Annotated in this window: 23 protein-coding genes and 3 tRNA genes; 24 read left to right on the plus strand and 2 right to left on the minus strand. The window is 61.7% G+C overall.

The window, feature by feature from the left end; translation table 11 throughout:
• Nucleotides 1-2 precede the first annotated feature (2 nt).
• The 13 genes from accA to rpoS all read left to right on the plus strand — a co-directional run bounded on the left by accA (nucleotide 3) and on the right by rpoS (nucleotide 12,625).
• Nucleotides 3-956: an acetyl-CoA carboxylase carboxyl transferase subunit alpha gene (accA, locus tag E4656_RS01530; protein WP_135480555.1), complete on the plus strand. Its 954-nt coding sequence runs from the start codon at nucleotides 3-5 to the stop codon at nucleotides 954-956.
• 49 nt (nucleotides 957-1,005) lie between these two features.
• Entirely contained in the window at nucleotides 1,006-1,497 is a 492-nt protein-coding gene (locus tag E4656_RS01535; RefSeq protein ID WP_135480557.1) for a GNAT family N-acetyltransferase, read from the plus strand.
• Nucleotides 1,449-2,846 carry a tRNA lysidine(34) synthetase TilS gene (tilS, locus tag E4656_RS01540; protein ID WP_135480559.1) on the plus strand — a complete coding sequence of 466 codons (1,398 nt, stop codon included), beginning with the start codon at nucleotides 1,449-1,451 and terminating at the stop codon, nucleotides 2,844-2,846. The genes E4656_RS01535 and tilS overlap by 49 nt, the downstream gene beginning before the upstream one ends.
• A 151-nt stretch (nucleotides 2,847-2,997) precedes the next feature.
• Nucleotides 2,998-4,632, plus strand: coding sequence for a CTP synthase (locus E4656_RS01545; RefSeq protein WP_135480561.1), 1,635 nt, complete (start codon nucleotides 2,998-3,000; stop codon nucleotides 4,630-4,632).
• A 159-nt stretch (nucleotides 4,633-4,791) separates the two neighbouring features.
• Nucleotides 4,792-6,087, plus strand: a complete 1,296-nt coding sequence (gene eno, locus E4656_RS01550) for a phosphopyruvate hydratase (protein ID WP_135480562.1) — start codon at nucleotides 4,792-4,794, stop codon at nucleotides 6,085-6,087.
• Nucleotides 6,088-6,244: 157 nt separating this feature from the next.
• Nucleotides 6,245-6,526 carry an FtsB family cell division protein gene (locus tag E4656_RS01555; protein WP_135480564.1) on the plus strand — a complete coding sequence of 94 codons (282 nt, stop codon included), beginning with the start codon at nucleotides 6,245-6,247 and terminating at the stop codon, nucleotides 6,524-6,526.
• Nucleotides 6,527-6,534: 8 nt separating this feature from the next.
• Entirely contained in the window at nucleotides 6,535-7,239 is a 705-nt protein-coding gene (gene ispD, locus E4656_RS01560; RefSeq protein ID WP_135480566.1) for a 2-C-methyl-D-erythritol 4-phosphate cytidylyltransferase, read from the plus strand.
• The gene (gene ispF / locus E4656_RS01565; RefSeq protein WP_135480568.1) at nucleotides 7,232-7,726 is read left to right on the plus strand and encodes a 2-C-methyl-D-erythritol 2,4-cyclodiphosphate synthase; all 495 of its coding nucleotides are present in this window, start codon (nucleotides 7,232-7,234) and stop codon (nucleotides 7,724-7,726) included. Before ispD ends, ispF begins: the two co-directional genes overlap by 8 nt.
• Nucleotides 7,723-8,808, plus strand: coding sequence for a tRNA pseudouridine(13) synthase TruD (truD, locus tag E4656_RS01570; protein ID WP_135480571.1), 1,086 nt, complete (start codon nucleotides 7,723-7,725; stop codon nucleotides 8,806-8,808). Before ispF ends, truD begins: the two co-directional genes overlap by 4 nt.
• Nucleotides 8,805-9,569: a protein-L-isoaspartate(D-aspartate) O-methyltransferase gene (locus E4656_RS01575; RefSeq protein ID WP_135480573.1), complete on the plus strand. Its 765-nt coding sequence runs from the start codon at nucleotides 8,805-8,807 to the stop codon at nucleotides 9,567-9,569. The genes truD and E4656_RS01575 overlap by 4 nt, the downstream gene beginning before the upstream one ends.
• Nucleotides 9,566-10,495, plus strand: coding sequence for a DUF368 domain-containing protein (locus tag E4656_RS01580; RefSeq protein ID WP_135480575.1), 930 nt, complete (start codon nucleotides 9,566-9,568; stop codon nucleotides 10,493-10,495). The genes E4656_RS01575 and E4656_RS01580 overlap by 4 nt, the downstream gene beginning before the upstream one ends.
• Before the next feature lie 82 nt (nucleotides 10,496-10,577).
• Nucleotides 10,578-11,489, plus strand: coding sequence for a peptidoglycan DD-metalloendopeptidase family protein (locus tag E4656_RS01585; RefSeq protein ID WP_135480577.1), 912 nt, complete (start codon nucleotides 10,578-10,580; stop codon nucleotides 11,487-11,489).
• Between the two features lie 110 nt (nucleotides 11,490-11,599).
• Nucleotides 11,600-12,625, plus strand: a complete 1,026-nt coding sequence (gene rpoS, locus E4656_RS01590) for an RNA polymerase sigma factor RpoS (RefSeq protein ID WP_135480579.1) — start codon at nucleotides 11,600-11,602, stop codon at nucleotides 12,623-12,625.
• A gap of 81 nt (nucleotides 12,626-12,706) precedes the next feature.
• Here the strand turns inward: rpoS and fdxA are convergent, their stop codons facing one another.
• Nucleotides 12,707-13,030, minus strand: a complete 324-nt coding sequence (gene fdxA, locus E4656_RS01595; protein WP_135480581.1) for a ferredoxin FdxA — start codon at nucleotides 13,028-13,030, stop codon at nucleotides 12,707-12,709.
• 163 nt (nucleotides 13,031-13,193) lie between these two features.
• A complete protein-coding gene (gene mutS / locus E4656_RS01600) occupies nucleotides 13,194-15,758 on the minus strand; it encodes a DNA mismatch repair protein MutS (RefSeq protein WP_135480583.1) in 2,565 nt (854 codons plus the stop codon).
• A gap of 52 nt (nucleotides 15,759-15,810) precedes the next feature.
• Between mutS and E4656_RS01605 the strand changes: the two genes are divergently transcribed.
• The 11 genes from E4656_RS01605 to oadA all read left to right on the plus strand — a co-directional run bounded on the left by E4656_RS01605 (nucleotide 15,811) and on the right by oadA (nucleotide 25,971).
• Nucleotides 15,811-16,302, plus strand: coding sequence for a CinA family protein (locus E4656_RS01605; RefSeq protein ID WP_135480584.1), 492 nt, complete (start codon nucleotides 15,811-15,813; stop codon nucleotides 16,300-16,302).
• 135 nt (nucleotides 16,303-16,437) lie between these two features.
• Entirely contained in the window at nucleotides 16,438-17,541 is a 1,104-nt protein-coding gene (gene recA / locus E4656_RS01610) for a recombinase RecA (protein ID WP_135480586.1), read from the plus strand.
• A gap of 14 nt (nucleotides 17,542-17,555) precedes the next feature.
• On the plus strand, nucleotides 17,556-18,035 hold the full coding sequence (locus E4656_RS01615; RefSeq protein WP_135480588.1) for a regulatory protein RecX: 480 nt from the start codon (nucleotides 17,556-17,558) through the stop codon (nucleotides 18,033-18,035).
• Between the two features lie 812 nt (nucleotides 18,036-18,847).
• Nucleotides 18,848-21,472 carry an alanine--tRNA ligase gene (alaS, locus tag E4656_RS01620; protein WP_135480590.1) on the plus strand — a complete coding sequence of 875 codons (2,625 nt, stop codon included), beginning with the start codon at nucleotides 18,848-18,850 and terminating at the stop codon, nucleotides 21,470-21,472.
• A gap of 30 nt (nucleotides 21,473-21,502) precedes the next feature.
• Complete coding sequence (locus E4656_RS01625) at nucleotides 21,503-22,735, plus strand: aspartate kinase (RefSeq protein ID WP_135480592.1); 1,233 nt, start codon at nucleotides 21,503-21,505, stop codon at nucleotides 22,733-22,735.
• Between the two features lie 101 nt (nucleotides 22,736-22,836).
• Entirely contained in the window at nucleotides 22,837-23,028 is a 192-nt protein-coding gene (csrA, locus tag E4656_RS01630) for a carbon storage regulator CsrA (protein WP_135480594.1), read from the plus strand.
• A gap of 86 nt (nucleotides 23,029-23,114) precedes the next feature.
• Nucleotides 23,115-23,204 (plus strand) — tRNA-Ser (locus E4656_RS01635).
• 8 nt (nucleotides 23,205-23,212) lie between these two features.
• Nucleotides 23,213-23,289 (plus strand) — tRNA-Arg (locus tag E4656_RS01640).
• Between the two features lie 92 nt (nucleotides 23,290-23,381).
• Nucleotides 23,382-23,458, plus strand: a tRNA-Arg gene (locus tag E4656_RS01645).
• 442 nt (nucleotides 23,459-23,900) lie between these two features.
• Nucleotides 23,901-24,128 (plus strand): OadG family protein, encoded by a 228-nt coding sequence (locus tag E4656_RS01650; RefSeq protein WP_135480595.1) that lies wholly within the window; start codon nucleotides 23,901-23,903, stop codon nucleotides 24,126-24,128.
• Nucleotides 24,129-24,162: 34 nt separating this feature from the next.
• Nucleotides 24,163-25,971 carry a sodium-extruding oxaloacetate decarboxylase subunit alpha gene (oadA, locus tag E4656_RS01655; protein ID WP_135480597.1) on the plus strand — a complete coding sequence of 603 codons (1,809 nt, stop codon included), beginning with the start codon at nucleotides 24,163-24,165 and terminating at the stop codon, nucleotides 25,969-25,971.
• The last annotated feature ends 5 nt before the right edge of the window (nucleotides 25,972-25,976 follow it).

A 25,976-nucleotide genomic window follows, 5' to 3' on the forward strand; every position in this document is an offset into this window, starting at 1 on the left:
TCATGAATCCCAATTATCTGGATTTCGAACAACCCATCGCTGAATTGGAAGCCAAGATTGAAGAGTTGCGGCTGGTGGGTAACGACCACGAGCTGAACATCACCGAGCAGGTAGACAAACTGCGCAACCAGACGGTCAAGCTGACAGAAAGCATCTTCAGCAACCTGACCGCCTGGCAGGTGTCGCAACTGGCACGGCATCCACAACGGCCCAACTCACTCGAGTATTTTTCCCGTATTTTCACCGAATTCGATGAGATGCACGGTGATCGCCACTATGGTGATGACGGTGCCATCATCGGCGGCACGGCCCGCCTGGAAGGTCAGCCGGTCATGGTGATCGGCCAGCAGAAGGGTCGTTCCGTGCAGGAAAAGGTGAAGCGCAATTTCGGCTCGCCAATGCCGGAGGGTTACCGCAAGGCACTGCGCCTGATGGAATTTGCCGAACGCTTTCGCATGCCGGTGCTGACTTTTATCGATACCGCCGGGGCCTATCCCGGCATCGGTGCCGAGGAGCGGGGCCAGAGCGAAGCCATCGCGTTCAATCTGCAGAAGATGTCCAGCCTGAAAACCCCAATCATCAACACCGTTATCGGTGAAGGTGGTTCCGGTGGCGCGCTGGCGATTGGGGTGGGCGACCATCTGCTGATGCTGCAATACTCGACCTATTCGGTGATTTCGCCGGAGGGCTGTGCCTCCATCCTGTTCAAGACCAGCGAACGGGCTGCCGATGCCGCCGAAGCCATGGGCATTACGGCGCACCGGTTGCATGAACTGGGCCTGGTGGATGAGGTATTGCAGGAGCCGCTGGGCGGTGCACATCGTGATCTGGATCTGATGAGCGCGCATCTCAAGCAGGCGCTGGTACGGAACCTGGCCGGCCTGCAGGAAAAATCTCCGGGAGACCTGCTGGACCGGCGCTACAAGCGCCTGATGTCCTACGGCAATTTCAACTGACCGGTCAGTATTGAGGTCGAACTGAACAGATACGTTGCGGGGCGTTGCCATGACGCTGGCCATTGAACCTCCTTTCTACGAGTTCCCCGACCTCAGTGACGGGGTCGTCGCCCTGCGCCACAAGCGGTTTCTGCAGGGCCGGGCAGCCATGGATGGGGTGCCGGCCTATCTGTTCTCGATCTATCGCGCCGACAGCGGCCGTATTATCGGCGAGATCGACCTGCGTCTGGGCGCAACCCGCTACCTGCGTCAGTTCGGGGGCCAACTGGGCTATCATGTCGACAGCCGTTTTCGCGGCCACCGCTATGCCGCCAGAGCCTGCCTGCTGCTGCAGGAAGTCGCCCTGGCCCATGAAATGGAAGGCCTCTGGATTACCTGCAACCCCGACAACCTGGCTTCGCGCCGCACCTGTGAACTGATCGGGGCCACTTACATCGACGAGGTCAGGGTGCCGTTTGCCAGTGAACTCTACTGGCGTGGAGACCGCCGCAAATGCCGTTACCACTGGGATCTGACTTACCCCCACCTGCTGGCGACCTGAGCACCCGGCTGCTGGCGCGTCTCGACACGGCGCTGGCCGAGCAGCCGCAGACCGGGACCCTGTGGGTTGGCTGCAGCGGTGGTCTGGACTCCCTGCTGCTGCTGTGGGCGGTGGCCCGAACCCACCCTCAGCGCGTGCAGGCGCTGCATGTTCATCACGGCCTGCAGCCCGCAGCGGATGCCTGGGCCGACCATCTGACGGCCCTGTGCAGTGACTGGGGCCTGGCGCTGACGGTTGAACGGGTGCAGGTCGAGACCGGCAGCAATCTGGAAGCGCGTGCCCGCGCCGCCCGCTATCAAATCTTTGGCCGTTGTCTGCAGCCCGACGATACCCTGTTGCTGGCCCATCACCGTGATGATCAACTGGAAACCCTGTTGCTGCGTCTGGTACGCGGTGCCGGCCTGGATGGGCTGGCCGGCATGCCGGCCAGTCGGCCGCTGGGGCAGGGCAGGCTGGTACGCCCCTGGCTGCAGGAGGCCCGGGCCGATCTGGAACAGCTGGCGGCAGCCCTTCAACTGCCTTGGCTGGAAGACCCTTCGAACCTCAGCCTGCGGCATGACCGCAACTTTCTGCGTCATCAGGTGCTGCCGCAATTGCGGCAGCGCTGGCCCGGCCTGGAGCAGAGCATGAGTCGCAGCCAGAGCCACCTGCAGAGTGCCGCCGAACGGCTGCAACGACTGGATGCGACGCGCCTGAAGGCACTGCAGCGTCCCGACGGCAGCCTGAACCTGAACGCGCTGCAGCAACTGGACACGCTGGCCGAACGCCAGTCCGTATTGCGGCTGTGGCTGCATGAGCAGGGCCCGGGCGAGGTCAGCCAGGCGCAACTGGAGCACCTGCTGTCCGATGTCGTCGCGGCGCGTGCCGACGCCCAGGGGGAGCTGGCCCTGGGATCCTGGCGCATTCGGCGTTACGACGGCGGACTGTATGCGGTGCTATTGTTGCCCGGCCCGCCGGCAGAACCGCTGGCACTGCCGGGAGATCCGCAGGCCGGTTATCAGCTCCATCATGCCGGCCTGGGCACCCTGACCCTGCAGATGGACACGGCCGGAACTGTGCCGGGCCTGGATGCCGCGCGCCTGGGGCAGTGCAGGCTGACGGTGCGTGCGCGTCAGGGCGGCGAGCGCCTGCGTCCGGTCGGCCGGCAGGGCTCGCGTGACCTCAAGCGACTGCTGCAGGAACTGGACATCCCACCCTGGTTGCGGCCCCACCTGCCGCTGCTGTTTGCCGATGATCAGCTCGTTGCCGTTGCCGATCGGGTGCTGGATCAGCAGTGGATGGCACCGTCGGGGTCGCCTGCGCTGGTACCGCACTGGCAGCAACCCCGAGGTATCGGAATGCTGGCTTAGGGGTCAACCCTGTGGTATCTTTTGCGCCCATCTTGGATTAAGTAGCAGGGCCGGATGCCTGCTGCTCCTGCAACCCCATCCTGCCTGATTTGACCCGCGTCATGCGGCCCGAGCAGGTGGGGTTTTTTGTTTTCAGCAAGATGGGCCACCTATGACTCGCTATATCTTCGTCACCGGCGGTGTGGTTTCCTCTCTGGGGAAAGGCATCGCCTCCGCTTCCTTGGCAGCCATACTGGAAGCACGTGGCCTCAAGGTCACGATGCTCAAGCTCGACCCCTACATCAATGTAGACCCGGGCACCATGAGCCCCTTCCAGCACGGTGAAGTCTTCGTGACCGATGACGGTGCCGAGACGGACCTCGATCTCGGACACTACGAGCGCTTCGTACGTACCACCATGAACCAGTACAACAACTTCACCACGGGCCGGGTTTACCAGCACGTGCTGAAGAAGGAACGCCGGGGTGACTATCTCGGTGGTACGGTGCAGGTGATTCCCCACATTACCGACGAGATCAAGCGCCGCGTGATCGAGGGTGCGGGCAATGCTGATGTGGCGCTGGTGGAAATCGGCGGCACTGTGGGTGACATCGAGTCGCTGCCGTTTCTGGAAGCCATTCGGCAACTGAAAGTGGAGCTGGGCAGCCGTCGCGCGCTGTCCATGCACCTGACGCTCGTGCCCTATATCGCCACCGCCGGCGAGATCAAGACCAAGCCCACCCAGCACTCGGTAAAGGAACTGCGCACCATAGGTTTGCAGCCCGACATCCTGCTGTGCCGCTCCGAAGTCGAAATTGACCGCAGTGCGCTGAAGAAAATCTCCCTGTTCACCAATGTAGAAGAGCGCGCCGTCATTCCGCTGCAGGATGCCGATACCATCTACCGCATACCCAGCATGCTGGCCAGCTATGGCCTGGACGACATCGTGGTGGAGCGGTTCGGGCTGGAGTGTCATGAGCCCGACCTCTCCGAGTGGGACGATGTGGCAGACCGCAAGCTGAACCCCGAGCGCGAGATCACCATCGCCATGGTAGGCAAGTACATGGAGCTGCCGGATGCCTACAAGTCGCTGCTGGAAGCACTGGACCATGCCGGTATCCGCAGCCGCACCCGGGTCAGGGTCGACATGATCAATGCCGATCGGGTGGAAGACGAAGGCGTGGAGATTCTGCATCATGCGGCCGCCATTCTGGTGCCCGGTGGCTTCGGCTACCGCGGCGTCGAAGGCAAGATCAAGGCCGTGCAGTATGCGCGCGAGAACGGCGTGCCCTACCTGGGCATCTGCCTGGGCATGCAGGTGGCCGTGATCGAGTTTGCGCGCCATGTGGCCGGCCTGGAAGGGGCGCATTCGACCGAATTCGAACGCCAGACGCGCCACCCGGTGGTGGGTCTGATCACCGAGTGGATCGAGTCCGACGGGCGCAAGGTTGAACGTGACGAGAAATCCGACCTGGGCGGTACCATGCGCCTGGGCGGCCAGGCCTGCCTGGTCACACCGGAGACGATATCCCATCGGGTCTATGGCAGCGACCGCATCATCGAGCGCCATCGTCACCGTTATGAAGTGAATGACCACTATGTGGCCCAGCTCGAGAAGCACGGGCTGAAGATTGCCGGGCGCAGCGAAGATGGCAACCTGGTCGAAATAGTGGAAGTGCCGGACCACCCCTGGTTCGTGGCCTGCCAGTTTCACCCGGAATTCACCAGCACACCGCGTGACGGCCATGGTCTGTTCTCCGGCTTTGTGGAAGCGGCACTGGCCCACGAGCAGCAGAAAAACAACTGATTTTGTAACTTTATTTTCAAAACACCCCGCAAATGGGCCGATTTCAGGCCCTCGGGGTTTCAATTGGCGCGGTTTTGTAAGAAACTTACACACCAGAAATCCGCGGGTGCTGGCTGACAGTCAGGCCCGACTGAACCAAACACAACCGGAGAGTGTCGAATGACCACTATCGCAGATATCAAAGCAAGGGAAGTTCTGGACAGCCGGGGCAACCCCACCGTCGAAGCCGACGTCTATCTGAAGTCCGGTGCGGTCGGAACCGCCTGTGCGCCGTCCGGCGCCTCCACGGGTTCCCGTGAAGCGCTGGAACTGCGGGATGGTGACAAGTCCCGGTATCTGGGCAAGGGTGTAACCAAGGCGGTTGAAAACATCAACAGCCGTATCCGCACCGCCCTGGTCGGCAAAGACGCTTCCGATCAGCGCGCCATCGACCGGGTCATGCTGGATCTGGACGGTACCGAGAACAAGTCCGACCTGGGCGCGAACGCCATTCTGGCCGTTTCCCTGGCCACCGCCAAGGCCATGGCCACCGAAAAGGGCCTTGAGCTGTACGAATACATCGCCGACATCAACGGCACCCCGGGTCAGTACTCCATGCCGGTCCCCATGATGAACATCATCAATGGCGGTGAGCATGCCGACAACAATGTCGACATCCAGGAGTTCATGGTACAGCCGGTCGGCTTCTCTTCGTTCAAGGAAGCGCTGCGCTGCGGTGCCGAAATCTTCCACGCGCTGAAAAAGGAGCTGGGTGGCAAGGGCCTGAGTACTGCGGTCGGTGATGAAGGCGGTTTTGCCCCGAATCTGGAATCCAACGAGGCGGCGCTGCAGATCATTGGTGACGCCGTGGCCAAGGCCGGTTACAAGCTGGGCGAGAATGTCACCCTGGCGCTGGACTGCGCGGCTTCCGAGTTCTACAAGAACGGCAAGTACGACCTGGCCGGCGAAGGCAAGGTCTATGACTCCAAAGGCTTCTCCGAGTTTCTCGGTGAGCTGTGCGACAAGTACCCGATCGTCTCCATTGAAGACGGCCTGGACGAAAGCGACTGGGACGGTTGGAAAGTGCAGACCGAACTGCTGGGCGACAAGATCCAGCTGGTCGGTGACGACCTGTTCGTGACCAACACCAAAATCTTCAAGGAGGGGATCGACAAGGGTATCGGCAACTCCATCCTGATCAAGTTCAACCAGATCGGTTCCCTGACCGAAACGCTGGAAGCCATCAGGATGGCCAAGGATGCCGGCTATACCGCCGTCATCTCGCACCGCTCCGGGGAAACCGAAGATACCACCATTGCCGACCTGGCTGTGGGCACTGCCGCCGGCCAGATCAAGACCGGCTCTCTGTGTCGCTCCGACCGGGTGGCCAAGTACAACCGCCTGCTGCGCATCGAAGAGCATCTCGGCACCAAGGCGGTCTACAACGGTCTGAAAGAAATCAAGGGCCAGGGCTGACCTTCAATCCCTGCGCGCGGACCCTGCGCCTGACACCGGTCAGGCGCAGTCGGGGTCCGCTGCGGCATTGGCCGGCGCCTTGCAACTGGCCAAATCCCCCCACAACCATTATTCTGTGCGCTTTCGGCCAACAGCTCCGGTTCGCACAGGTTTTTGCATGAAAAAAGCGCTGTTAGTCGCTCTTGTTCTCATCTTCGTCTATTTTCAGGGCCGCCTCTGGTTTGGCTACAACAGCCTGACCGAAATTCGGCAACTGCAGGCCGAGGTGCAGTCACTGCAGTCTGAAATCCGTATTCAGCGGCAAATCAATGCGCGCCTGCGGGCGCAGGTGGAAGCGCTGCGCGATACGGACAACCCCGATGCCATGGAAGAACAGATTCGGGAGCGTCTGGGCCTGACCCATGAAGACGAAACCCTGTTTCTGTTTATTCAGGAGTAGCGTGCACCATGACCCTGCCTGCAGATAACAGCCCGTTCTGGGCCGTGGTGCCCGCCGCCGGGACCGGACGCAGGTTTGGCGCCGATCAGCCCAAGCAGTTCGTGCGTATCGGGGAGCAGTCGGTGCTGGCGCATACCCTGCAGCGTCTGGCCGCCGTGCCCGGCCTGGCCGGTATCGTGCTGGTGGTGGCTGATTTGGCCGACGCCGGTGACTGGTCGCAACTTGCCGTGCCGGTGGTGGCCGTGCGCGGAGGCGCCGAGCGGGCCGACTCCGTCATGGCCGGCCTGTATTGGCTGGTGGCCGAGCAGGGCCCTGATTGCTGGGCCCTGGTGCATGATGCGGCCCGACCCGGGGTGCGGGTGGCGGACGTGGTCACCCTGATGGATTATTGTGCGGCGCATGATCTGGGGGCCATTCTGGCGCTGCCGGCCCGGGATACCATCAAGACAGCGGATGCCGGGGCTATGGTCCTGGAGACGCTGCCCCGCGACAGCATCTGGCTGGCTCAGACGCCGCAGTGTTTTCGCGCCGATCAGCTGTTGCGAGCACTGAAAGAGGCCGCTGAACAGGGCTTGCCGGTTACCGACGAGGCCTCTGCGATGCAGGCCGTCGGCGAACCCGTGCAACTGATCCGTGGCCACTGGCATAATACCAAGCTGACCGAACCGGAAGACTTCCCTCTGATCGAATGGATACTGAGCCAGCATGACTGATCTGCGTATCGGACACGGCTACGACGTGCACCGCTTTGCAACCGACCCCGGGCCGGCCACCCAGAAACTGGGTGGCCTCGATGTGCCGGTGGACTATCCGCTGCTGGCCCATTCGGACGGTGACGTGGTGCTGCATGCGATTTGCGATGCCATCCTCGGCGCACTGGCACTGGGTGATATCGGCACGCATTTTCCCGATACCGACGCCCGCTGGGCCGGCGCCGACAGCACCGAACTGCTGCGTCAGGTCTGGTCGCAGGCGACCGCAAGCGGGTATGGCCTGGGCAACCTGGATGTCACCATCGTGGCCCAGACCCCGCGCCTGCAGGGCTACAAGGGACCCATGGCTGAACATATCGCTCAGGTGCTGGGCGCGCAGCGCCACCAGGTCAACGTCAAGGCCACCACCACCGAGAAACTGGGCTTTGTCGGCCGTCGGGAAGGCATCGCCACACATGCTGTGGTGCTGCTGGCAGGTCGGGAGTGAACGCTGCCGAGACCTTCAACGCCCTGCCGCGGGCCCTGGGCCCGCCTCTGGGCAGCGCCGTGCTGCGGCAGGAGCCGGCCGACTTCGTGGTAACCGAATTGCTGACGCCGCCGCCCTCTGCGGAGCGCGGGCAGCAGGAACATCTCTGGCTGTTGGTCGAGAAAACCGCCGCCAATACCGGCTGGGTGGCGCGTCAGCTGGCCGCCTGGTTCAAGGTGCGGGCGCGGGCGGTCAGTTTTGCCGGGCGCAAGGATCGTCACGCCGTAACCCGTCAGTGGTTCAGTGTGCATCTGCCGGGGCTGGCGGCAGCCGACCCTGACCCGACCTGGCCGCAGGGGGAGGGCTTTCAGGTGCTGGACGCTGCCTGGTCGGCCCGCAAGCTGCGCCGGGGCTGGCACACCGGCAACCGTTTTCAGTTGCGCCTGCGCCACTGGGACCCGGAGCCGGAACTGCTGCAGGCGCGTCTGCAGCAGATACGCAGCAGCGGTGTGCCCAACTACTTCGGAGCCCAGCGCTTCGGTCAGTCCTTTCAGCCTGCGGCAACCCGACTGCAGTGGCCGGAGGATCGCGAACAGCGTGGCTTCATGATCTCTGCCGCCCGCAGCCACCTGTTCAATAATCAGTTGGCCGAGCGGGTTGCAACCAGCACCTGGAGCCAGGCCGCACCGGGTGACTGGGTGGCCTGGCACGGTTCGGCCGCAGGCTTTCTGCTGACCGAGCCGGACGCGCGGCTGCATGAACTGCTGGCAGTCGGCGAGCTGAGTCCGACCGCCTGGCTGCCGGGGCTGGTACGCGACCAGCGACTGGCACCAACCCCGGCCGAGCAGGCTCTGCTGGCGTCCTGGTCGGTGTGGATAGACCAACTGGTAGAACGGCGCGTAGAATGTGCGCGGCGGGCCTGTCGTGTCGTGCCGGCCGAGCTTGCAGCCTGGCAGGAAGACGGAGACTGGCATCTGGCCTTCAGCCTGCCCCCGGGCAGTTTCGCCACTGCTGTCGTGCACGCCCTCTGCAGGGTGGACAGCGCAGCACCGCTACAACCCGAACAACAAACAGAAAGCAGTACAGGACAGAGAACAGCATGAGCGCCCCTGAGACTGGCCCCACCCTGACCCCGCAGGGCATCGGAATGACCTCTGAACGCACCCGGCGGCGCATGGTCGAGCGTCTGCGCGAGCGCGGCATTCATGATGCGGCGGTGCTGGACGTGCTGTTTCGCGTGCCGCGCCACTGGTTTGTGGATGAAGCTCTGGCCCATCGGACCTATGACGATGTCTCGCTGCCGATCGGCTATGGCCAGACCCTGTCCAACAGCTATACCGTGGCACGCATGACCAGTTTGCTGCGTGAGGCGGTGCTGGATGAAGCCGAACTGGAACGGGTCAGGCGGCCGGCGAAACTGGGGCGCGTGCTGGAAATCGGCACCGGCTCGGGTTACCAGACCAGCGTGCTGGCCCATCTGACGCGTGAACTGCATACGGTGGAGCGCATTCAGGGGCTGCAGCAGAAGGCCCGGCGGCGCTGCCGCGAGCAGTCGCTGTACGGCATACAGTTCCATCTCAGTGATGGCCACTGGGGCCTGGCCGAGCATGCACCCTATCAGGGTATTCTCTGTACCGCAGCGCCGGCAACCGTGCCGGAAGCACTGCTGGAACAGCTCGACCCGGAGGGCGGCGTGCTGATACTGCCGGTAGGCCCGGATGGCGATCAGCGGCTGTTGCGCATCATCCGGCAGGGCAGTGAATGGACTCGGGAAGATGTCGAAGCGGTCTGCTTTGTGCCCCTGGTCAATGGCACCCGACGCACGGATGACATCCAGGTGTCGGATGCCGGGAGTCGCCGATGACTGTGAGCAAACGTCAGCGCACAATGACGGAGGTATCGGGCTGGTATGCCCGCGGGCTGGCCATGGGCATTGCCGACATGGTGCCGGGCATCTCCGGCGGCACCCTGGCCCTGATCATGGGTATCTACGCCCGGCTGATCGCCGCCCTGGCCTCGTTTCGGTTGTCGCTGCTGCCGTTGCTGGCGCGGGGCCGGGTTGCCGAGGCCTGGCGCCGTATCGATGGCAATTTCCTGGCCACCCTGCTGGCCGGCATTCTGACTTCCATTGCCCTGATGAGCCACCTGGTGACCTGGATGCTGGAGGAGGCACCGGTGGTACTCTGGGGCATCTTCCTCGGTATTCTGCTGCTGGCGCTGGGTGGAATCTGCCGCCGCGTGAGTTGGCACGGCAACGCGCTGCTGGCCGCCCTGGCCGGAGCGGCGGTCGCCATGACCACGGTGATTGCCGGCGGCATAGCGGTGGAAGCCACGCCGCTGTGGATGTTCTTCGGTGGCATGATAGCCATTACTGCCATGATACTGCCCGGCATTTCCGGCACCCTGCTGCTGCTGCTGCTGGGCCTCTATGCACCGGCAGTGGAAGCCGTGCGCGAAGCGGACTGGGTGCTGCTGGCGCTGTTTGCCAGTGGTTGCCTGACCGGCGTGCTGGTATTTTCGCGTCTGTTACACTGGATTATGCAGAATTACAGTAATCTGGCGTTGGCGGGAATGAGTGGTATTGTAGTGGGGGCTTTGCCCCGGCTGTGGCCCTGGCAATATGAACCGGCGGCCGCGGCGCTGCAGGTGCGCTGGCCGGACTCCGGAACGGACCTGCTCGCTGGGTTGCTCGCCTGTGCTGCCGGAGCCGGCCTGTACCTGCTGATCGGCTGGTGGCACCGGCGGCGGGTAGGTGGCAACACGGCAAGCGGGTACTCGGAGGCTCCTTAGATTCTTTGGTTCTATCGGACAACTTTCTTAACAGTTCGGATTACAAACGATAACAATCTGGCCACGGAGTGAAGCTGCCGGAATGAAGCAGGAGCAGTCAAAGTATTGGCAAGCAGCCCCCGGATGCGGTCCCTGGTCGACCGTAGTCGGACTGTTGTGTCTGCTGTTGCTGATCGGCTGCACCAATCATGCGGATTGGGTGGCTCTGGAGAACCTGCCTGCCGATGGCTCCAGTCAGCGGCAGCAGAGCAGCAGCTCCGGTTCAACACGCACCGCCCTGGCAGAGCCGCAGGCCCGCGAGCAGAGCAGAAGAGACGCGCCCCCGGCGCCACGCTCGCAGGAAGAAGCACCGGAAACTTATCGGGTGCAATCCGGTGACACCCTGTATTCCATCGCCTTCCGCTATTCGCTTGATTTCCGCGAGGTGGCGAACGCCAACGACATACCCCCGCCCTACACCATAGTCCCGGGGCAGGAGATCAACCTGCAGGCCTCGACGGCAGCGTCCACCGGTTCTTCCCGCTCCGGCTCGGCAGAGAGCCGCCAGTCGGCGCGCGAAGGCGCCTCGGAGCAACGTCAAATTACTGCCGCTCCTATTGCATCACCGCGCGCTGATCCGGACGCTGTCGGGTCCTGGGCCTGGCCTGTGGACGGCAATATAGTTCGAACGTTCTCTGATGGAGCGTCAGGCTCTAAAGGTATTGATATCGATGCGCCCTTGGGTGAGTCTGTCCGTGCGGCCGCTGATGGCAGAGTCGTTTACGCAGGAGATGGGTTGCGTGGTTACGGCAACCTGATCATTCTGGAACATCCGGGCCGAATGCTCAGTGCCTATGCACATACCCGGGTGATCAACGTGGACGAACAGCAGGAGGTCAGGCAGGGCGATGTGATTGCAGAAGTCGGCAACCGGGGCAACACCCCTTTGCTGCATTTTGAAATCCGCCAGGAAGGCAAGCCCGTAGACCCATTAGGGTTCCTGCCTCCGCGTTGAGACAGGATTCCTGTCCAATGTGCCGCCGATCAGGGATTGCTGCGCCAGAACCGACGTTGTCGAGTCGGCTCGAATGGCCGCAGTGATCAGACAAAACGGGAGGGTGAAACATGGCCATTGCACGTCACGACGCCAAGCATCAAATTGAGCAGCGCAATCCGCTGCGTCCGCCGGCTGCCGAAACAGCCGTCTTCGATCTCAACGAGGAGTCTGTTGAACTGAGCCTCGATGAGGCCGCTGCCGAGCCGGAAGAGGTTGCAGAGAAAGAGATCGAAACCGTTTCGACGGACTATCAGAAAACGCTGGATGCCACCCAACTGTACCTGAACGAAATCGGCTTCTCGCCGCTGTTGACCGCGGACGAGGAGAAGTACTACTCCCGCCTGGCGCAGAGTGGCGATGAGTCGGGGCGCAAGCGCATGATTGAAAGCAATCTGCGCCTGGTGGTCAAGATTGCCCGGCGTTATATCAATCGCGGGCTGCCGCTGCTGGACCTGATCGAAGAGGGCAATCTGGGCCTGATTCGGGCGGTGGAGAAGTTCGACCCGGAGCGCGGTTTCCGTTTCTCGACCTATGCCACCTGGTGGATTCGGCAGACCATCGAGCGGGCCATCATGAACAGCACCCGCACTATTCGGCTGCCCATCCATGTGGTCAAGGAACTCAATGTCTATCTGCGCGCGGCACGCGAACTGACCCAGAAGCTGGATCACGAGCCCTCGGCGGAAGAAATTGCCGAGCTGCTGGACAGACCGGTGGCTGACGTCAAGAAGATGCTGGGCCTGAACGAACGGGTGACCTCCGTCGACGTACCGCTGGGGTCGGGCTCTGACCGCACGGTGCTGGAAACCATTGCCGACGAGCATGCCAGGTCCGACCCGGAGGCGCGGCTGCAGGATGATGATCTCAAGTCCAGTATCGATTTCTGGCTGGGTGAACTGTCGGAAAAACAGCGCGAGGTCGTGGTGCGCCGTTTCGGCCTGCGGGGCTATGAAACCAATACCCTGGAAGAGGTCGGCTACGAGATAGGCCTGACCCGGGAGCGCGTGCGGCAGATTCAGGTGGAAGCCCTGCGTCGGCTGCGCGACATCATGGAGAAGCAGGGTCTGTCAGCGACCTCTGTGTTCAGCGAATAACGGTCTTCAACAAGGGGCGCGTGCGCGCCCCTGCTGCCAGCGCATCAATGCCGGCAGCGTGCGGGCACCCGTGAGTGTCGGTCAGCGCTCCAGCTTTTCAATCTTGTTCGGCACGCCGTTCCAGTCCTCGGCATCGGGGGCCGGGTCCTTCTTCTCGGTAATATTGGGCCATACCTCGGCCAGCTCCGCATTCAGCTCGATGAACTGCTGCTGATCATCCGGCACCTCGTCTTCCGACAGAATGGCCTCGGCGGGACACTCAGGCTCACACAGCGCACAGTCGATACATTCATCCGGATGAATGACCAGAAAGTTGGGGCCTTCGTAGAAGCAATCCACGGGGCAGACTTCCACGCAGTCCGTGTATTTGCACTTGATGCAGTTGTCCAGAACTACAAACGCCATGTAGCTGTCTCCTGAGGTGTCTTGATGCCTGAGCGTTGTCGGTAAAACGCCGACAACTGTCCGGCGGGTATTCTAGGGATCACGGCGCGGCCAGACAAGGTGCCATGCATGCTCCGGTGGCCCGAAGCTCAGAATATTTTGTTATGAGCTTAGCCACGGCCGGTCACAGGCGCGACTGCCACTCATACAACCACTGCTGTGCTTCGCGGGGTGTCATGTCATCCAGTGCCAGTTTTTTCAGCGCCACCTCGACCGGGCTGGGCGCGGCCACGAAGAGGTCGCCCTGTTGCGGCCCGCCGGCTTTCCCGGGCGACGGTGCCGCCTGGTTGCCCTTGATCGACTGCTCTTCCAGGCCCTGCAGCTTCTGCCGGGCCTCGGCCAGCACACTGGCCGGCACGCCGGCCAACTGGGCCACCTGAATACCATAGCTCTGACTGGCCGGCCCTGCCAGCACCTGGTGCAGAAAGACGATATGGTCCTCGTGCTCGGTGGCATTCAGATGCAGGTTGCCCACGCCGACTTCACGATCCGCCAGTGCAGTCAGCTCGAAATAGTGGGTGGCGAACAGGCACAGGGCCTGGTTCTGCCGCGCAATGTGTTCGGCGGCGGCCCAGGCGATGGACAGGCCGTCAAAGGTGGAGGTACCGCGCCCCACCTCATCCATCAGTACCAGGCTGTGGCGGGTCGAATTGTTGAGGATATTGGCGGTTTCCGTCATTTCCACCATGAAGGTGGAGCGGCCGCCGGCAATGTCGTCACTGCTGCCCATGCGGGTAAAGATGCGATCCAGATCGCCCACCACGGCCTCGGCGGCAGGCACGAAGCTGCCGATATGCGCCAGGATGGCAATCAGCGCATTCTGGCGCATGAAGGTGGATTTACCCCCCATGTTGGGGCCGGTGACCACCCACATGCGCTGGTCGTCATTCAGCGTCAGATCATTGGGCACAAAGGGGTGCTCGCTGACCGACTCCACCACCGGGTGGCGACCGGAGCGGATGTCGAGCACGGGCTCCGGGCTCAGTTGCGGCCGTGTCCAGTCGAAATGGTCCGCCTGCCGGGTCAGGCAGCACAGCACATCGGTCTCGGCCAGGGCCGAAGCGGTCTGCTGCAGGCCACTGAGCTCGGCGTTGAGCTGGTCCAGCAGATCCTCGTAGAGGCGCTTTTCCATGGCCAGAGCACGGCTCTTGCTGCTCAGCACCCGATCCTCGTATTCCTTCAGCTCGTCGATGATATAGCGCTCGGCATTCTTCAGGGTCTGCCGGCGAATATAGTGCGCCGGCACGCCGTCGGACTGGGCCTTGCTGACCTCGATATAGAAGCCGTGTACGCGGTTGTAACCCACCTTGAGCGTGGACAGGCCGGTCTGCTCGCGTTCGCGGGCTTCAACCTGGGTGAGCAGATCACCGGCGCCCTGGCTGAGGGCGCGCAGCTCATCAAGTTCGGCATTGTAGCCTTCCCGTATCACGCCGCCGTCGCGCAGGACCACCGGCGGGTTCTCCTCCAGCGCCCGGTCGAGCTCAGCGCACAGGTCGGGGAAGGGCTGCATCTGCTCATGCAGATGACGCGCCAGGGCACGGTCCAGCCCTGCCAGTGTGGAGCGGATTTCCGGTATCTGGTGCAGCGTCTCGCGCAGCCGGGTGAGATCCCGTGGGCGGGCCGAGCGCAGTGATACCCGACCCAGGATGCGCTCCAGATCACCCACCGGGCGCAGTTGATCGTACAGTTCATCGGCAGCCAGTTCGGCTCGCAGCGCGTCGTTGAAATTGAGCCGCTCGTTGAGCAGGGCCTGATCGCGCAGCGGCCGGTTGAGCCAGCGCCGCAGCAGACGCCGCCCCATGGGGGTGGTGGTGTCATTGAGCACGGCGTTGAGGGTGAAGTCCTCGCCGCCGTGCAGGTTGATGTCGAGTTCCAGGTTGCGCCGCGAGGCTGCATCCAGCGCGATGGCATCATCCGGCAGTTCGGTGGTGATGCGACGCAGGTGGCGCAGATCGGAACGCTGGGTGTCACGGGCATACTCGAGCAGGGCCCCGGCGGCATTGATGGCGCTGGGCATCTCGTCAATGCCGAAGCCCTTGAGGTCGCGCGTGCCGAAGTGTTCCTGCAGCAGGCGGCGGCAGGTGTCGTGGTCGAAATGCCAGGGTGGCCGGGTTCTGACCGCGCCAAACTCGCTCAACTGCGTGGCCCACTCGGCCTGCTCGTCAACCAGAATTTCGGCCGGGCGCAGGCGCTGCAGCTCAGCCTGCAGGCTGGACTCGTTGGCCAGCTCCAGCACACCATAGTGGCCGGTGCTCAGCTCCAGCCAGGACAGGCCCAGCGGCTCGCCGCCGGCAACCGCCACCAGCAGGTTGTCCTGGCCGTCGGGCAGAAAGGCTTCGTCGGTCAGGGTGCCGGGCGTGATCACGCGCACCACCTCACGGTCAACCGGCCCCTTGCTGGCGGCCGGGTCGCTGGTCTGCTCGCAGATGGCGATGGAGCGACCCAGTCTCACCAGACGGGCAATATAGCCCTCGCAGGCATGGTAGGGGATGCCGGCCATCGGAATGGGCTTGCCGCCGCTCTGGCCGCGGGCGGTGAGGGTAATGTCCAGCAGGCGGGCGGCTTCCCGGGCATCTTCGAAGAACAGTTCATAGAAATCACCCATGCGATAGAACAGCAGATCATCGGGATGCTGTGCCTTTATCCCCAGATACTGCTGCATCATTGGCGTATGTTCTTTGGTTGTCATGCCTTTGTCCGTTATCCTGTGCAAGCGGCCGATATGGTAGCAGAGGGAAAGGATGAATAAACCGTTTGATGATCCGGGCCTGCAGGCACGGGCTGAGGCACTGGCGGAGCGGTTGCAGGCCCAGAACCTGACCATGGCTACTGCGGAGTCCTGCACCGGTGGCTGGATCGGCAAGGTCTGCACTGACCTGCCGGGCAGTTCACGCTGGTATACAGGGGGCATAGTATCCTACAGCAATGCCGCCAAGGTACGCCTGCTGCGGGTGTCGGAGATGCTGCTGGTAGAGCAGGGGGCGGTCAGTCAGCTGGTTGCCGAAGCCATGGCGCAAGGCGCCCGCGAAGCGCTGGGCAGCCATCTGGCCGTGGCCGTCACCGGGGTGGCCGGCCCCGACGGCGGCAGTGCCGAAAAACCCGTGGGCACCGTCTGGCTGGCCTGGGCCGACCAGCAGCAGGTGCGCAGCCAGCGTGTGTTGCTGGCGGGGGACCGGGAAACCATACGACGCCAGACCGTGGCGCTGGCGCTGGAAGGCATGCTGCCGGAATGAGCCGGGCAGGTGCAAACTGAGTGCGCAGACAGTTGCAGATCAGCCCCGCAAAAGACAGAGTTGAACACCACCATTGGCACAGCGCTACCACTGTGGCATGATACTGGTTATTCATACAGCATTTACAGGTGAACCATGACAGAGAATCGCAGCACCGAAGATCGCAGCAAAGCACTGGAAGCCGCTCTGGGCCAGATCGAACGTCAGTTCGGCAAGGGCTCCGTCATGCGTCTGGGTGATCAGGGACGTGTGCGCATGCCAGCCATTTCCACCGGTTCACTGGGGCTGGATATTGCCCTGGGCATCGGTGGCCTGCCGAAGGGTCGCGTGGTTGAAATCTACGGGCCGGAATCTTCGGGCAAGACCACGCTGACCCTGCAGGTGGTTGCCGAAGCGCAGAAGAATGGCGGCACCTGTGCGTTCATCGACGCCGAGCACGCACTGGATCCGAATTATGCCGAAAAGCTGGGCGTCAATGTGGATGACCTGCTGGTCTCCCAGCCCGACACCGGTGAACAGGCGCTGGAGATTGCCGACATGCTGGTGCGCTCCAATGCCGTGGATGTGGTCATTATCGACTCCGTGGCTGCACTGACCCCCAGAGCCGAAATTGAAGGTGACATGGGCGATCAGCACGTGGGTCTGCAGGCGCGTCTGATGTCGCAGGCACTGCGCAAGATTACCGGCAACATCAAGAATGCCAACTGCCTGGTGGTGTTCATCAACCAGATCCGGATGAAGATCGGCGTCATGTTCGGCAGCCCTGAAACCACTACGGGTGGTAATGCGCTGAAATTCTATTCCTCGGTACGCCTGGATATCCGTCGTATCGGCACCGTCAAGGAAGGCGACGAGGTGGTCGGCAGCGAGACCCGCGTCAAGGTGGTCAAGAACAAGGTAGCGCCGCCGTTCAAGCAGGCCGAGTTCCAGATTCTCTACAATCGCGGCATCTACCATATGGGTGAGGTGATTGATCTGGGCGTCAAACTGGGTCTGGTGGACAAGGCCGGGGCCTGGTACAGCTACAAGGGCGACAAGATTGGTCAGGGCAAGGCCAATGCGGCACGCTACCTGGAAGAGAATCCGGCCGTGGCGGCGGAGATTGAAGCCCAGATCCGCACGCATTACCTGGGTGATGCGGAAGTGCCGAAGGACGCCGTGGAGGCACCCGAAGCTGCGGTCGACAAGAAAGCTGACAAGGCGGCCGAGAAAGCCGCCGAGAAAACTGCTGAGAAATAAGGTACTGGCGGATCATGTCGGAACCGTTCGACCCCACAGCGGCAGACGAAGATCATGGCGCCAGGGAGGCTCCGCCGCGCGGCAAGTCTCCCCGGCACTATGCCATGGATCTGCTGGCGCGGCGTGAATACAGCCAGCGCGAGTTGATGGAGCGCCTGCACCGCCGCTATCGCGAGGCCACGGCCGAAGCGCTGGCCGAGGTGGTGCAGCAACTGGCCGACGAAGGCCTGCAGAATGACCTGCGCTTTGCCGAATCCTATGTGCGGCTGCGGGTCAGTCGCGGGCAGGGCCCGGCCAAGATCGCCTGGGAACTGCAGCAGCGCGGCATTGATGCCCCGACCGCAGACAGTCTGCTGGCCGCCTATGACTGGCGCGAACTGGCCGACGCCGCACTCGACAAGAAATACGGCCGCCGGCAGCCGCAGGACCTCCAGGACAAGGCCCGCATGGCGCGCTTCCTCTCCCAGCGCGGCTTCGACTGGGATCATCTGTAACAGGGGCGGTCCAGGTCCGTTGCCAGGCTAGGGTGCATCCCGGAATGGCCCTGATCGAGGCCTTGCCGCCGTGGTCGGGGTGCTGGGTGAGCAGACACGCAAAAAACGTCGTCCCTGACAGCTCGACTGCGCACATCCATGTGCGCAGACGGTCTGCTCACCCAGCACCCACTCCCGGCGGCTGCACCAACCCTGCCGCCAAAACCCTTGTAGTGAGGGACGCAAGTCCCGATGAAGAGGCACAAGCCGATACCTGTAGCGAGCGACGCAAGTCCCGATGAAGAGGCACAAGCCGATACCTGTAGCGAGCGACGCAAGTCGCGATGGCGGCGTCAGCCGTCCCTTTTTCGGGATATCCAGCCCCAGTTGGGACTTGCGCCGCGTTATCGGGACTTGCGTCCCTCGCTACGGAGTGGAGCTTCAGCAGGGGGTTGGAGTCGCCTGCCGGGTGCAGGCCCTGTGAGACCGTTTGCGGCCAGGGACAAAATTGCCGGGAGCAATTTTGCACGAGCGAAGCGAGCCCGCAGGGTCAGGCCCAGGGACGGGCCTGATACTCGCCGCAACCGAGCTGGCATGGATGCCGTTTTTTGCGTGTCTCACAGGGCATGTACCCGAGCCTGGCGACGGTCCGATCGGCACCCCACTATCAGGCGGCATGGGCGCAACTTTCTGGTTTGCGATGGACCTTCCACTGGCCTCCAGTCGGGACTTGCGTCCCTCGCTACGCCCCCTCCCGCGACAGTCACCGATTGCTGTAAAACCGGCCGCATTGTACCATTGCCAGCACTTTTCCCGAGAGATGGTGTGAGTTAATGAAAACCGCTGAAATTCGCCAACGGTTTCTGGATTTTTTTGCCCGCAACGGGCACGAAATAGTGCCGAGTTCCAGCCTGGTGCCGCACAACGACCCGACCCTGCTGTTCACCAATGCAGGCATGAACCAGTTCAAGGAAACCTTTCTGGGTCAGGAAAAGCGGGATTATCAGCGGGCTACCACCTCCCAGCGCTGTGTGCGCGCGGGTGGCAAGCACAATGACCTGGAAAATGTGGGCTATACCGCCCGCCATCACACCTTCTTCGAAATGCTGGGCAATTTCAGCTTCGGTGACTACTTCAAGCAGGACGCCATCCGTTTTGCCTGGTCCTTTCTGACCGAAGAGCTGGGCCTGCCGGCCGAGAAATTGCTGGTGACCGTCTATGCCGAAGACGATGACGCCTTTGACCTCTGGCACAAGGACATCGGTGTGCCCGCCGAGCGTATTATCCGCATCGGCGACAACAAGGGCGAGCGCTACGCATCCGACAATTTCTGGCAGATGGGTGACACCGGCCCCTGCGGCCCCTGCACCGAAGTCTTCTATGATCATGGCCCGGAGATCTGGGGTGGTCCACCGGGCACAGCTGAAGAAGACGGCGATCGCTTTATCGAAATCTGGAATGTCGTCTTCATGCAGTACAACCGCCAGCCCGACGGCACCATGGAGCCATTGCCAGCCCCCAGCGTTGATACCGGCATGGGCCTGGAGCGTCTGGCGGCCATTCTGCAGGGCGTGCACGCCAACTACGAGATTGACCTGTTCCGCAACCTGATGCGCGCTGTGGCCAGTGTTACCGGAGCGGCCGAGCAGGATTCACCGTCGCTGCGCGTGGTCGCCGACCATATCCGCAGCTGCGCCTTCCTGATTACCGATGGCGTCCTGCCCTCCAACGAGGGCCGCGGCTATGTGCTGCGCCGCATCATTCGCCGCGCCGTGCGCCATGGCAACAAGCTGGGTGCCAGCGGCCCCTTCTTCCATCAGTTGGTCCAGCCGCTGGTGGAAGAGATGGGTGAAGCCTATCCGGAACTGACGCAGGCCCGGCCGCAGGTCGAACGGGTGCTGCTGCAGGAAGAAGAACAGTTTGCCCGCACGCTGGACCACGGCATGCGCCTGCTGGAAGAAGCCATTGCCGACCTGGATGGCAAGGTAATTCCGGGGCAGACCATCTTCACGCTCTATGACACCTATGGCTTCCCGGTTGATCTGACCGGGGACATTGCCCGCGAACGGGATCTCGAGCTGGATATCGAAGGTTTCGAAACGGCTATGGAAAAACAGCGGGCGCAGGCGCGTCAGGCCAGCAACTTTGGCATGGACCTGTCTGCCCTGGCCGATCTGGATGCAGAAACCCATTTTGCGGGCTATGACCTGCTTTCCGTATCCGGCACCGTGGAAAAGATCCTGATCGACGGCAAACCAGTCGATGCACTCGACGCAGGCCAGTCCGGTATCGTGATTCTGGACGAAACGGCCTTCTATGCGGAGTCGGGCGGCCAGGTGGGCGATACCGGTCAGATTCGCGGCGACCTGACAGTGTTCGATGTCGAAGACTGTCAGAAGCAGGGGCGGGCACATCTGCATTTCGGCACTGTCAGTGAAGGCCGGTTGCAGGTGGGCGATCAGGTCGGCAGCTTTGTAGACAGTCAGCGGCGCCATCTGACGGCCCTGCACCACAGTGCGACCCACCTGCTGCATGCGGCGCTGCGCAAGGTGCTGGGTGAGCATGTCCAGCAGAAGGGGTCTTTGGTGACCGACGAGCGGTTGCGCTTCGACTTTGCCCATTTCGAGGCTGTCACGCCGGCGCAGGTTCGGGCCATTGAAGAGCTGGTCAACCAGCAGATTCTGACCAATGTGCCGGTACAGACCGAAATCATGCCTATCGAAGAGGCCAAGGCCAAGGGTGCCATAGCGCTGTTTGGCGAGAAATATGATGATGAAGTTCGCGTGCTGACCATGGGCACGGATGATTTCTCGGTAGAGCTCTGTGGTGGTACCCATGTGCGCCGTACCGGTGATATCGGCCTGTTCAAGGTGGTGTCCGAACAGGGTATTTCCGCTGGCGTGCGCCGTATCGAAGCCGTGGTTGGCCCGCGTGCACTGGCGCTGGTGGACCGGGTCAGTGATCAGCTCAATGAACTGAGCCAGGTGGTCAAGGCACGCCCCGAGCAGTTGGTGGAAAAAACCGAGGCACTGGTGCGCCGTCAGCGCGAACTGGAAAAGGAAGTCGAGCGGCTGCAGAGCAAACTGGCCGCACAGGCAGGGGGTGATCTGGCCGCGCAGGCGGAGATGGTCGGTCAGGTCAAGCTGGTGGCCGCACGCGTGGAAGTGGCCGATGCCAAAGCCATGCGCGAGCTCGTCGATCAACTCAAGAACAAGCTGGGTTCCGGGCTGGTGCTGGTGGCGGCCGAACTGAACGGCAAGGTGCAACTGGCCGCCGGGGTTACCCGTGACCTGACCGGCAGCTACCGGGCCGGTGACCTGGTCAATGCCGCTGCGGCGGTAGTCGGCGGCAAGGGCGGCGGCAAGCCGGACCTGGCCATGGCCGGCGGCAAGGATGTAGCAAAAATAGATGAGGCTATTGCGGCCGCACGTAACTGGGTGGCCGCTCAGGCAGCCTGATCTTCAAAGAATCTGGAGGATTCACAGTCGATGGCACTCTACGTGCAGAAGTATGGCGGTACCTCGGTCGGCAGCGTCGAGCGCATTGAAGCCGTGGCCGATCGGGTCAAGCGTTTCCGGGATCAGGGGCATGATGTGGTGGTCGTGGTGTCTGCCATGTCCGGCGAAACCAACCGCTTGATCGAGCTGGCGCAGCAGATCAGCCCCGAACCGACACCCCGTGAAATGGATACACTGCTGGCCACCGGTGAGCAGGTGACCATAGCGTTGCTGAGCATGGCGCTCAATCGCCGTGAGTGTCCGGCGCGCTCCTATACCGGCTGGCAGATAGGCATTCGCACCGACAGTGCGCATACCAAGGCCCGCATTCAGGACATCGATACCGACAGCATGCAGCGTGAACTGGCGGCCGGTCGGGTCGTGGTGGTGGCTGGTTTTCAGGGTGTGGACGACGGCGGCAACATCACCACACTGGGCCGCGGCGGTTCGGATACCACTGGCGTGGCTCTGGCAGCGGCGCTGAAGGCAGATGAATGCCAGATCTACACCGATGTAGACGGGGTCTATACCACGGACCCGCGCGTGGTCGAGAGCGCCCGTCGCATGGATCAGGTCACCTTTGAGGAAATGCTGGAAATGGCCAGCCTGGGTTCCAAGGTGCTGCAGATCCGCGCGGTTGAATTTGCCGGCAAGTACAGTGTACCGCTGCGCGTGCTGTCCAGTTTCAAAGAAGGGCCGGGTACCCTGATAACACTTGAAGGTGATGATGCAATGGAAAAACCCGTAATCTCCGGTATCGCGTTCAATCGGGATGAAAGCAAGCTCAGTGTGATGGGTGTCCCTGACCTGCCTGGCGTAGCGTCTCGTATATTGGGGCCGGTATCGGCAGCGAATATCGAAGTCGACATGATCGTGCAGAACATTTCCGAGGATGGCAGTACCGACTTCACGTTCACCGTGCATCGCAATGATTTTCGGCGCACAGAGTCTATACTCAAGAATATCACTGACGACCTCGGTGCCAGAGAGGTGCTCGGTGATGATCGCATCGCCAAGGTGTCCATTGTGGGTGTTGGCATGCGTTCACACGCAGGCGTAGCGTCACGGATGTTTGACGCCCTGGCAGCAGAGTCCATCAACATCCAGTTAATCTCGACATCCGAAATAAAGATTTCGGTCGTGATCGAGGAAAAGTATCTGGAACTGGCGGTGCGGGCTCTGCATTCCGCCTTTGGGTTGGATGCTGTAGAAGAAACATCTTAAACGCGTTATTCTTGCGCAAGCGCGATCCAAGGCGAGTCTGTGATGCTGTCGACACGCTGCGGCAGACTCAGGAAAGAGTCCGACAATAGGAGATAGGAAACATGCTGATTTTGACCCGGCGCGTGGGTGAAACGCTGATGATTGGCGATGAAGTCACCGTGACCGTATTGGGTGTGAAAGGCAATCAGGTACGCATTGGTGTCAATGCACCCAAGGATGTTGCGGTACACCGCGAAGAAATCTATCTGCGTATCCAGCAGGAGCTGGATGGCCCGGAAGAGGAAGACAAATAAACACGCAGACCACGCGGTAGGCCATTCATTTTATTGAACTTTCCCTTTAATTTTTGAATCGGCATGGTATCATGCGCCGCGTGTTCGGAGAGGTGGCCGAGTGGCTGAAGGCGCGCCCCTGCTAAGGGCGTATGGGAGAAATCTCATCGAGGGTTCGAATCCCTCTCTCTCCGCCATCCTGTACGCGCCCGTAGCTCAGCTGGATAGAGTACCTGGCTACGAACCAGGCGGTCGGAGGTTCGAATCCTCCCGGGCGCGCCATTTCAGGACAACCCTGCAAGGGTTGGTGTTAGTGCAAGATCGCTCCACCCAAGACTGCTGTTTCCGGTAGCGGAACAGCCAGTGCAGTATCAGCGCCCGTAGCTCAGCTGGATAGAGTACCTGGCTACGAACCAGGCGGTCGGAGGTTCGAATCCTCCCGGGCGCGCCATCTGTTTGCTCCTGTTATTCCCTGTTTCTGTGCCTTGCATCGCATGCCTTGTGCGGGTCTCACCGCGACCGTCATGACTGTGTGCGGTTCTGTTATTTTGTAATTTAGCTACATTTTTTGCCGTTTCTAAGACGTTTTCTGGCGTCTTTGCGCCGGAAAGGTGTTGCTGTATTACAGAAAAGTAAGCGATTACATTCCCCGTCCGGTCGAGCCATTACGCGGATTTGGGGTCGATAAGTCACTAAAAGCCGGAAATATGACGCCAAAAGTGTTGAAAAAATGGCGAACAGTCGGGAATGTGTTTCCCATGACAGCTCTATTGCTTACTGAGGCCGGCTTGGGTAAAGTGTCGGCGGTCTGAAACTCGCAGGATGCGACGGGGTGAACAGCCCTGGGGATATCCTCGAGGCTCACGGAACATCCACACAAAAGGTTTCCGCAGATGTCAGAATTATTACAGGAAGGGCTGCAGTTGATGGCCCTCGGCATGGGTACGGTTTTCGCCTTTCTGGTCATCTTGATCTTCGGCACCATTGCCATGTCCAGCCTCGTTGGCCGCTTCAGCAAGCCGGAAGTGGCTGCGCAATCCGGCGGCCGCCGCAAGAGCGGCGCCCAGATGGACCAGATAGCCGCTGTGGCCGCTGCTGCACGTGCGGCGCACAGTCGATAAGTATTTCAAAACTTACGCGTAGGAAAGGTCATTCATGAGTGACAAAAACCCCGTCAAAATTACCGATGTCGTCCTGAGGGATGCGCATCAGTCCCTGTTTGCAACCCGGTTGCGTCTGGACGACATGCTGCCTATCGCCGAGAAGCTGGATCAGGTCGGTTTCTGGTCGATTGAGTCCTGGGGTGGTGCCACCTTCGACGCCTGTATCCGCTATCTGGGTGAAGATCCCTGGGTACGCATTCGTGAACTGAAGAAAGCCATGCCGAAGACGCCCCAGCAGATGCTGCTGCGCGGCCAGAACCTGCTGGGTTACCGGCACTACGCCGATGACGTGGTGGACCGTTTTGTAGAGCGGGCGGCAGAGAATGGCGTCGATGTGTTCCGCGTCTTTGATGCGATGAATGACCCACGCAACCTGCAGCGCGCCATGGAAGCCGTGCGCAAGCAGGGCAAGCACGCGCAGGGTACCATTTCCTATACCACCTCCCCGGTTCACACCATGGAGAGCTGGGTTGAGCTGGCGCAGGAAATCGAGGCCATGGGTGCCGACTCCCTGGCCATCAAGGACATGTCCGGCATCCTGACGCCCTATGACAGCTATGAACTGGTGTCCCGGCTCAAGAAGACCCTGAAGGTCCCGGTGCAGTTGCACTGTCACGCCACCGCTGGCCTGTCTTCGATGACCATCCTGAAGGCCATCGAGGCGGGCATCGACCATGTCGACACCGCCATTTCCTCCATGTCCATGACCTATGGTCACTCGCCGACCGAATCCATCGTGGCCACCCTGAAGGGCACCGACCGGGACCCCGGGCTGGATATCGAACTGCTGGAAGAGATCGCGGCCTATTTCCGCCAGGTACGCAAGAAGTATGGTCAGTTCGAAGGCGCACTGCGCGGTGTCGATTCGCGTATTCTGATTGCTCAGGTGCCGGGCGGCATGCTGACCAACATGGAAAGCCAGCTCAAGGAGCAGGGCGCCGGCGACAAGTTCGACGAAGTGCTGAGTGAGATTCCCCGCGTGCGGGAAGATCTCGGCTTTATCCCTCTGGTCACGCCGACCTCGCAGATTGTCGGCACCCAGGCGGTGCTGAACGTACTGACCGGTGAGCGTTACAAGAGTATCTCCAAGGAGACCTCCGGCATTCTCAAGGGCGAGTACGGTGCAGCCCCTGCCGAGTACAACAAGGAACTGCAGACGCGGGTTCTGGACGGCGCCGAGCCCATCACCTGCCGGCCGGCTGATTTGCTGGAAGACGAGATGGACCGTCTGACCGAAGAACTCGAGTCCATTGCGAAGGAAGACGGCTTCGAACTGGCGCAGGACAAGGTCGATGATGTTCTGACTTATGCGCTGTTCCCGCAGATTGGCCTGAAATATCTGAAGAACCGTGGCAACCCCGACTTCTTTGAGCCCGTGCCCCAGGCGCCCGATGACAGTGGCAAGGCGGTGGCCGCCGGTGGTGCCGGCGGTACCTACACCGTGACGCTGGATGGCAAGCAGTACGTTGCCGAAGTCAGTGGTGATGGCGCGGTGAAGGTTGTCGTCAATGGCAAGACCTATGACACCACGGTAGCCGAGGGTGGCGAACCTGCGCCTGCCGGCGGTGAAGGCAGCGCTGGTGAGGGTTCCGGCGAACCCATAGTCGCGCCGCTGACCGGCAACATCTTCAAGATTCTGGTGGGTGAGGGCGATTCGGTCGAAGAGGGTGAAACCGTCATCGTGCTGGAAGCCATGAAGATGGAAACCGAAGTCAAGGCATCCAAGGCCGGCACGATCAGCCGCATCTGCGTGAAGGAAGGTGACTCCGTGAACAGCGGCGACACCCTTCTCGAGCTGTAAGGAGC

Source organism: Natronospirillum operosum (assembly GCF_004768465.1).
In the GTDB taxonomy this organism is placed as follows: Bacteria; Pseudomonadota; Gammaproteobacteria; order Pseudomonadales; family Natronospirillaceae; genus Natronospirillum; species Natronospirillum operosum.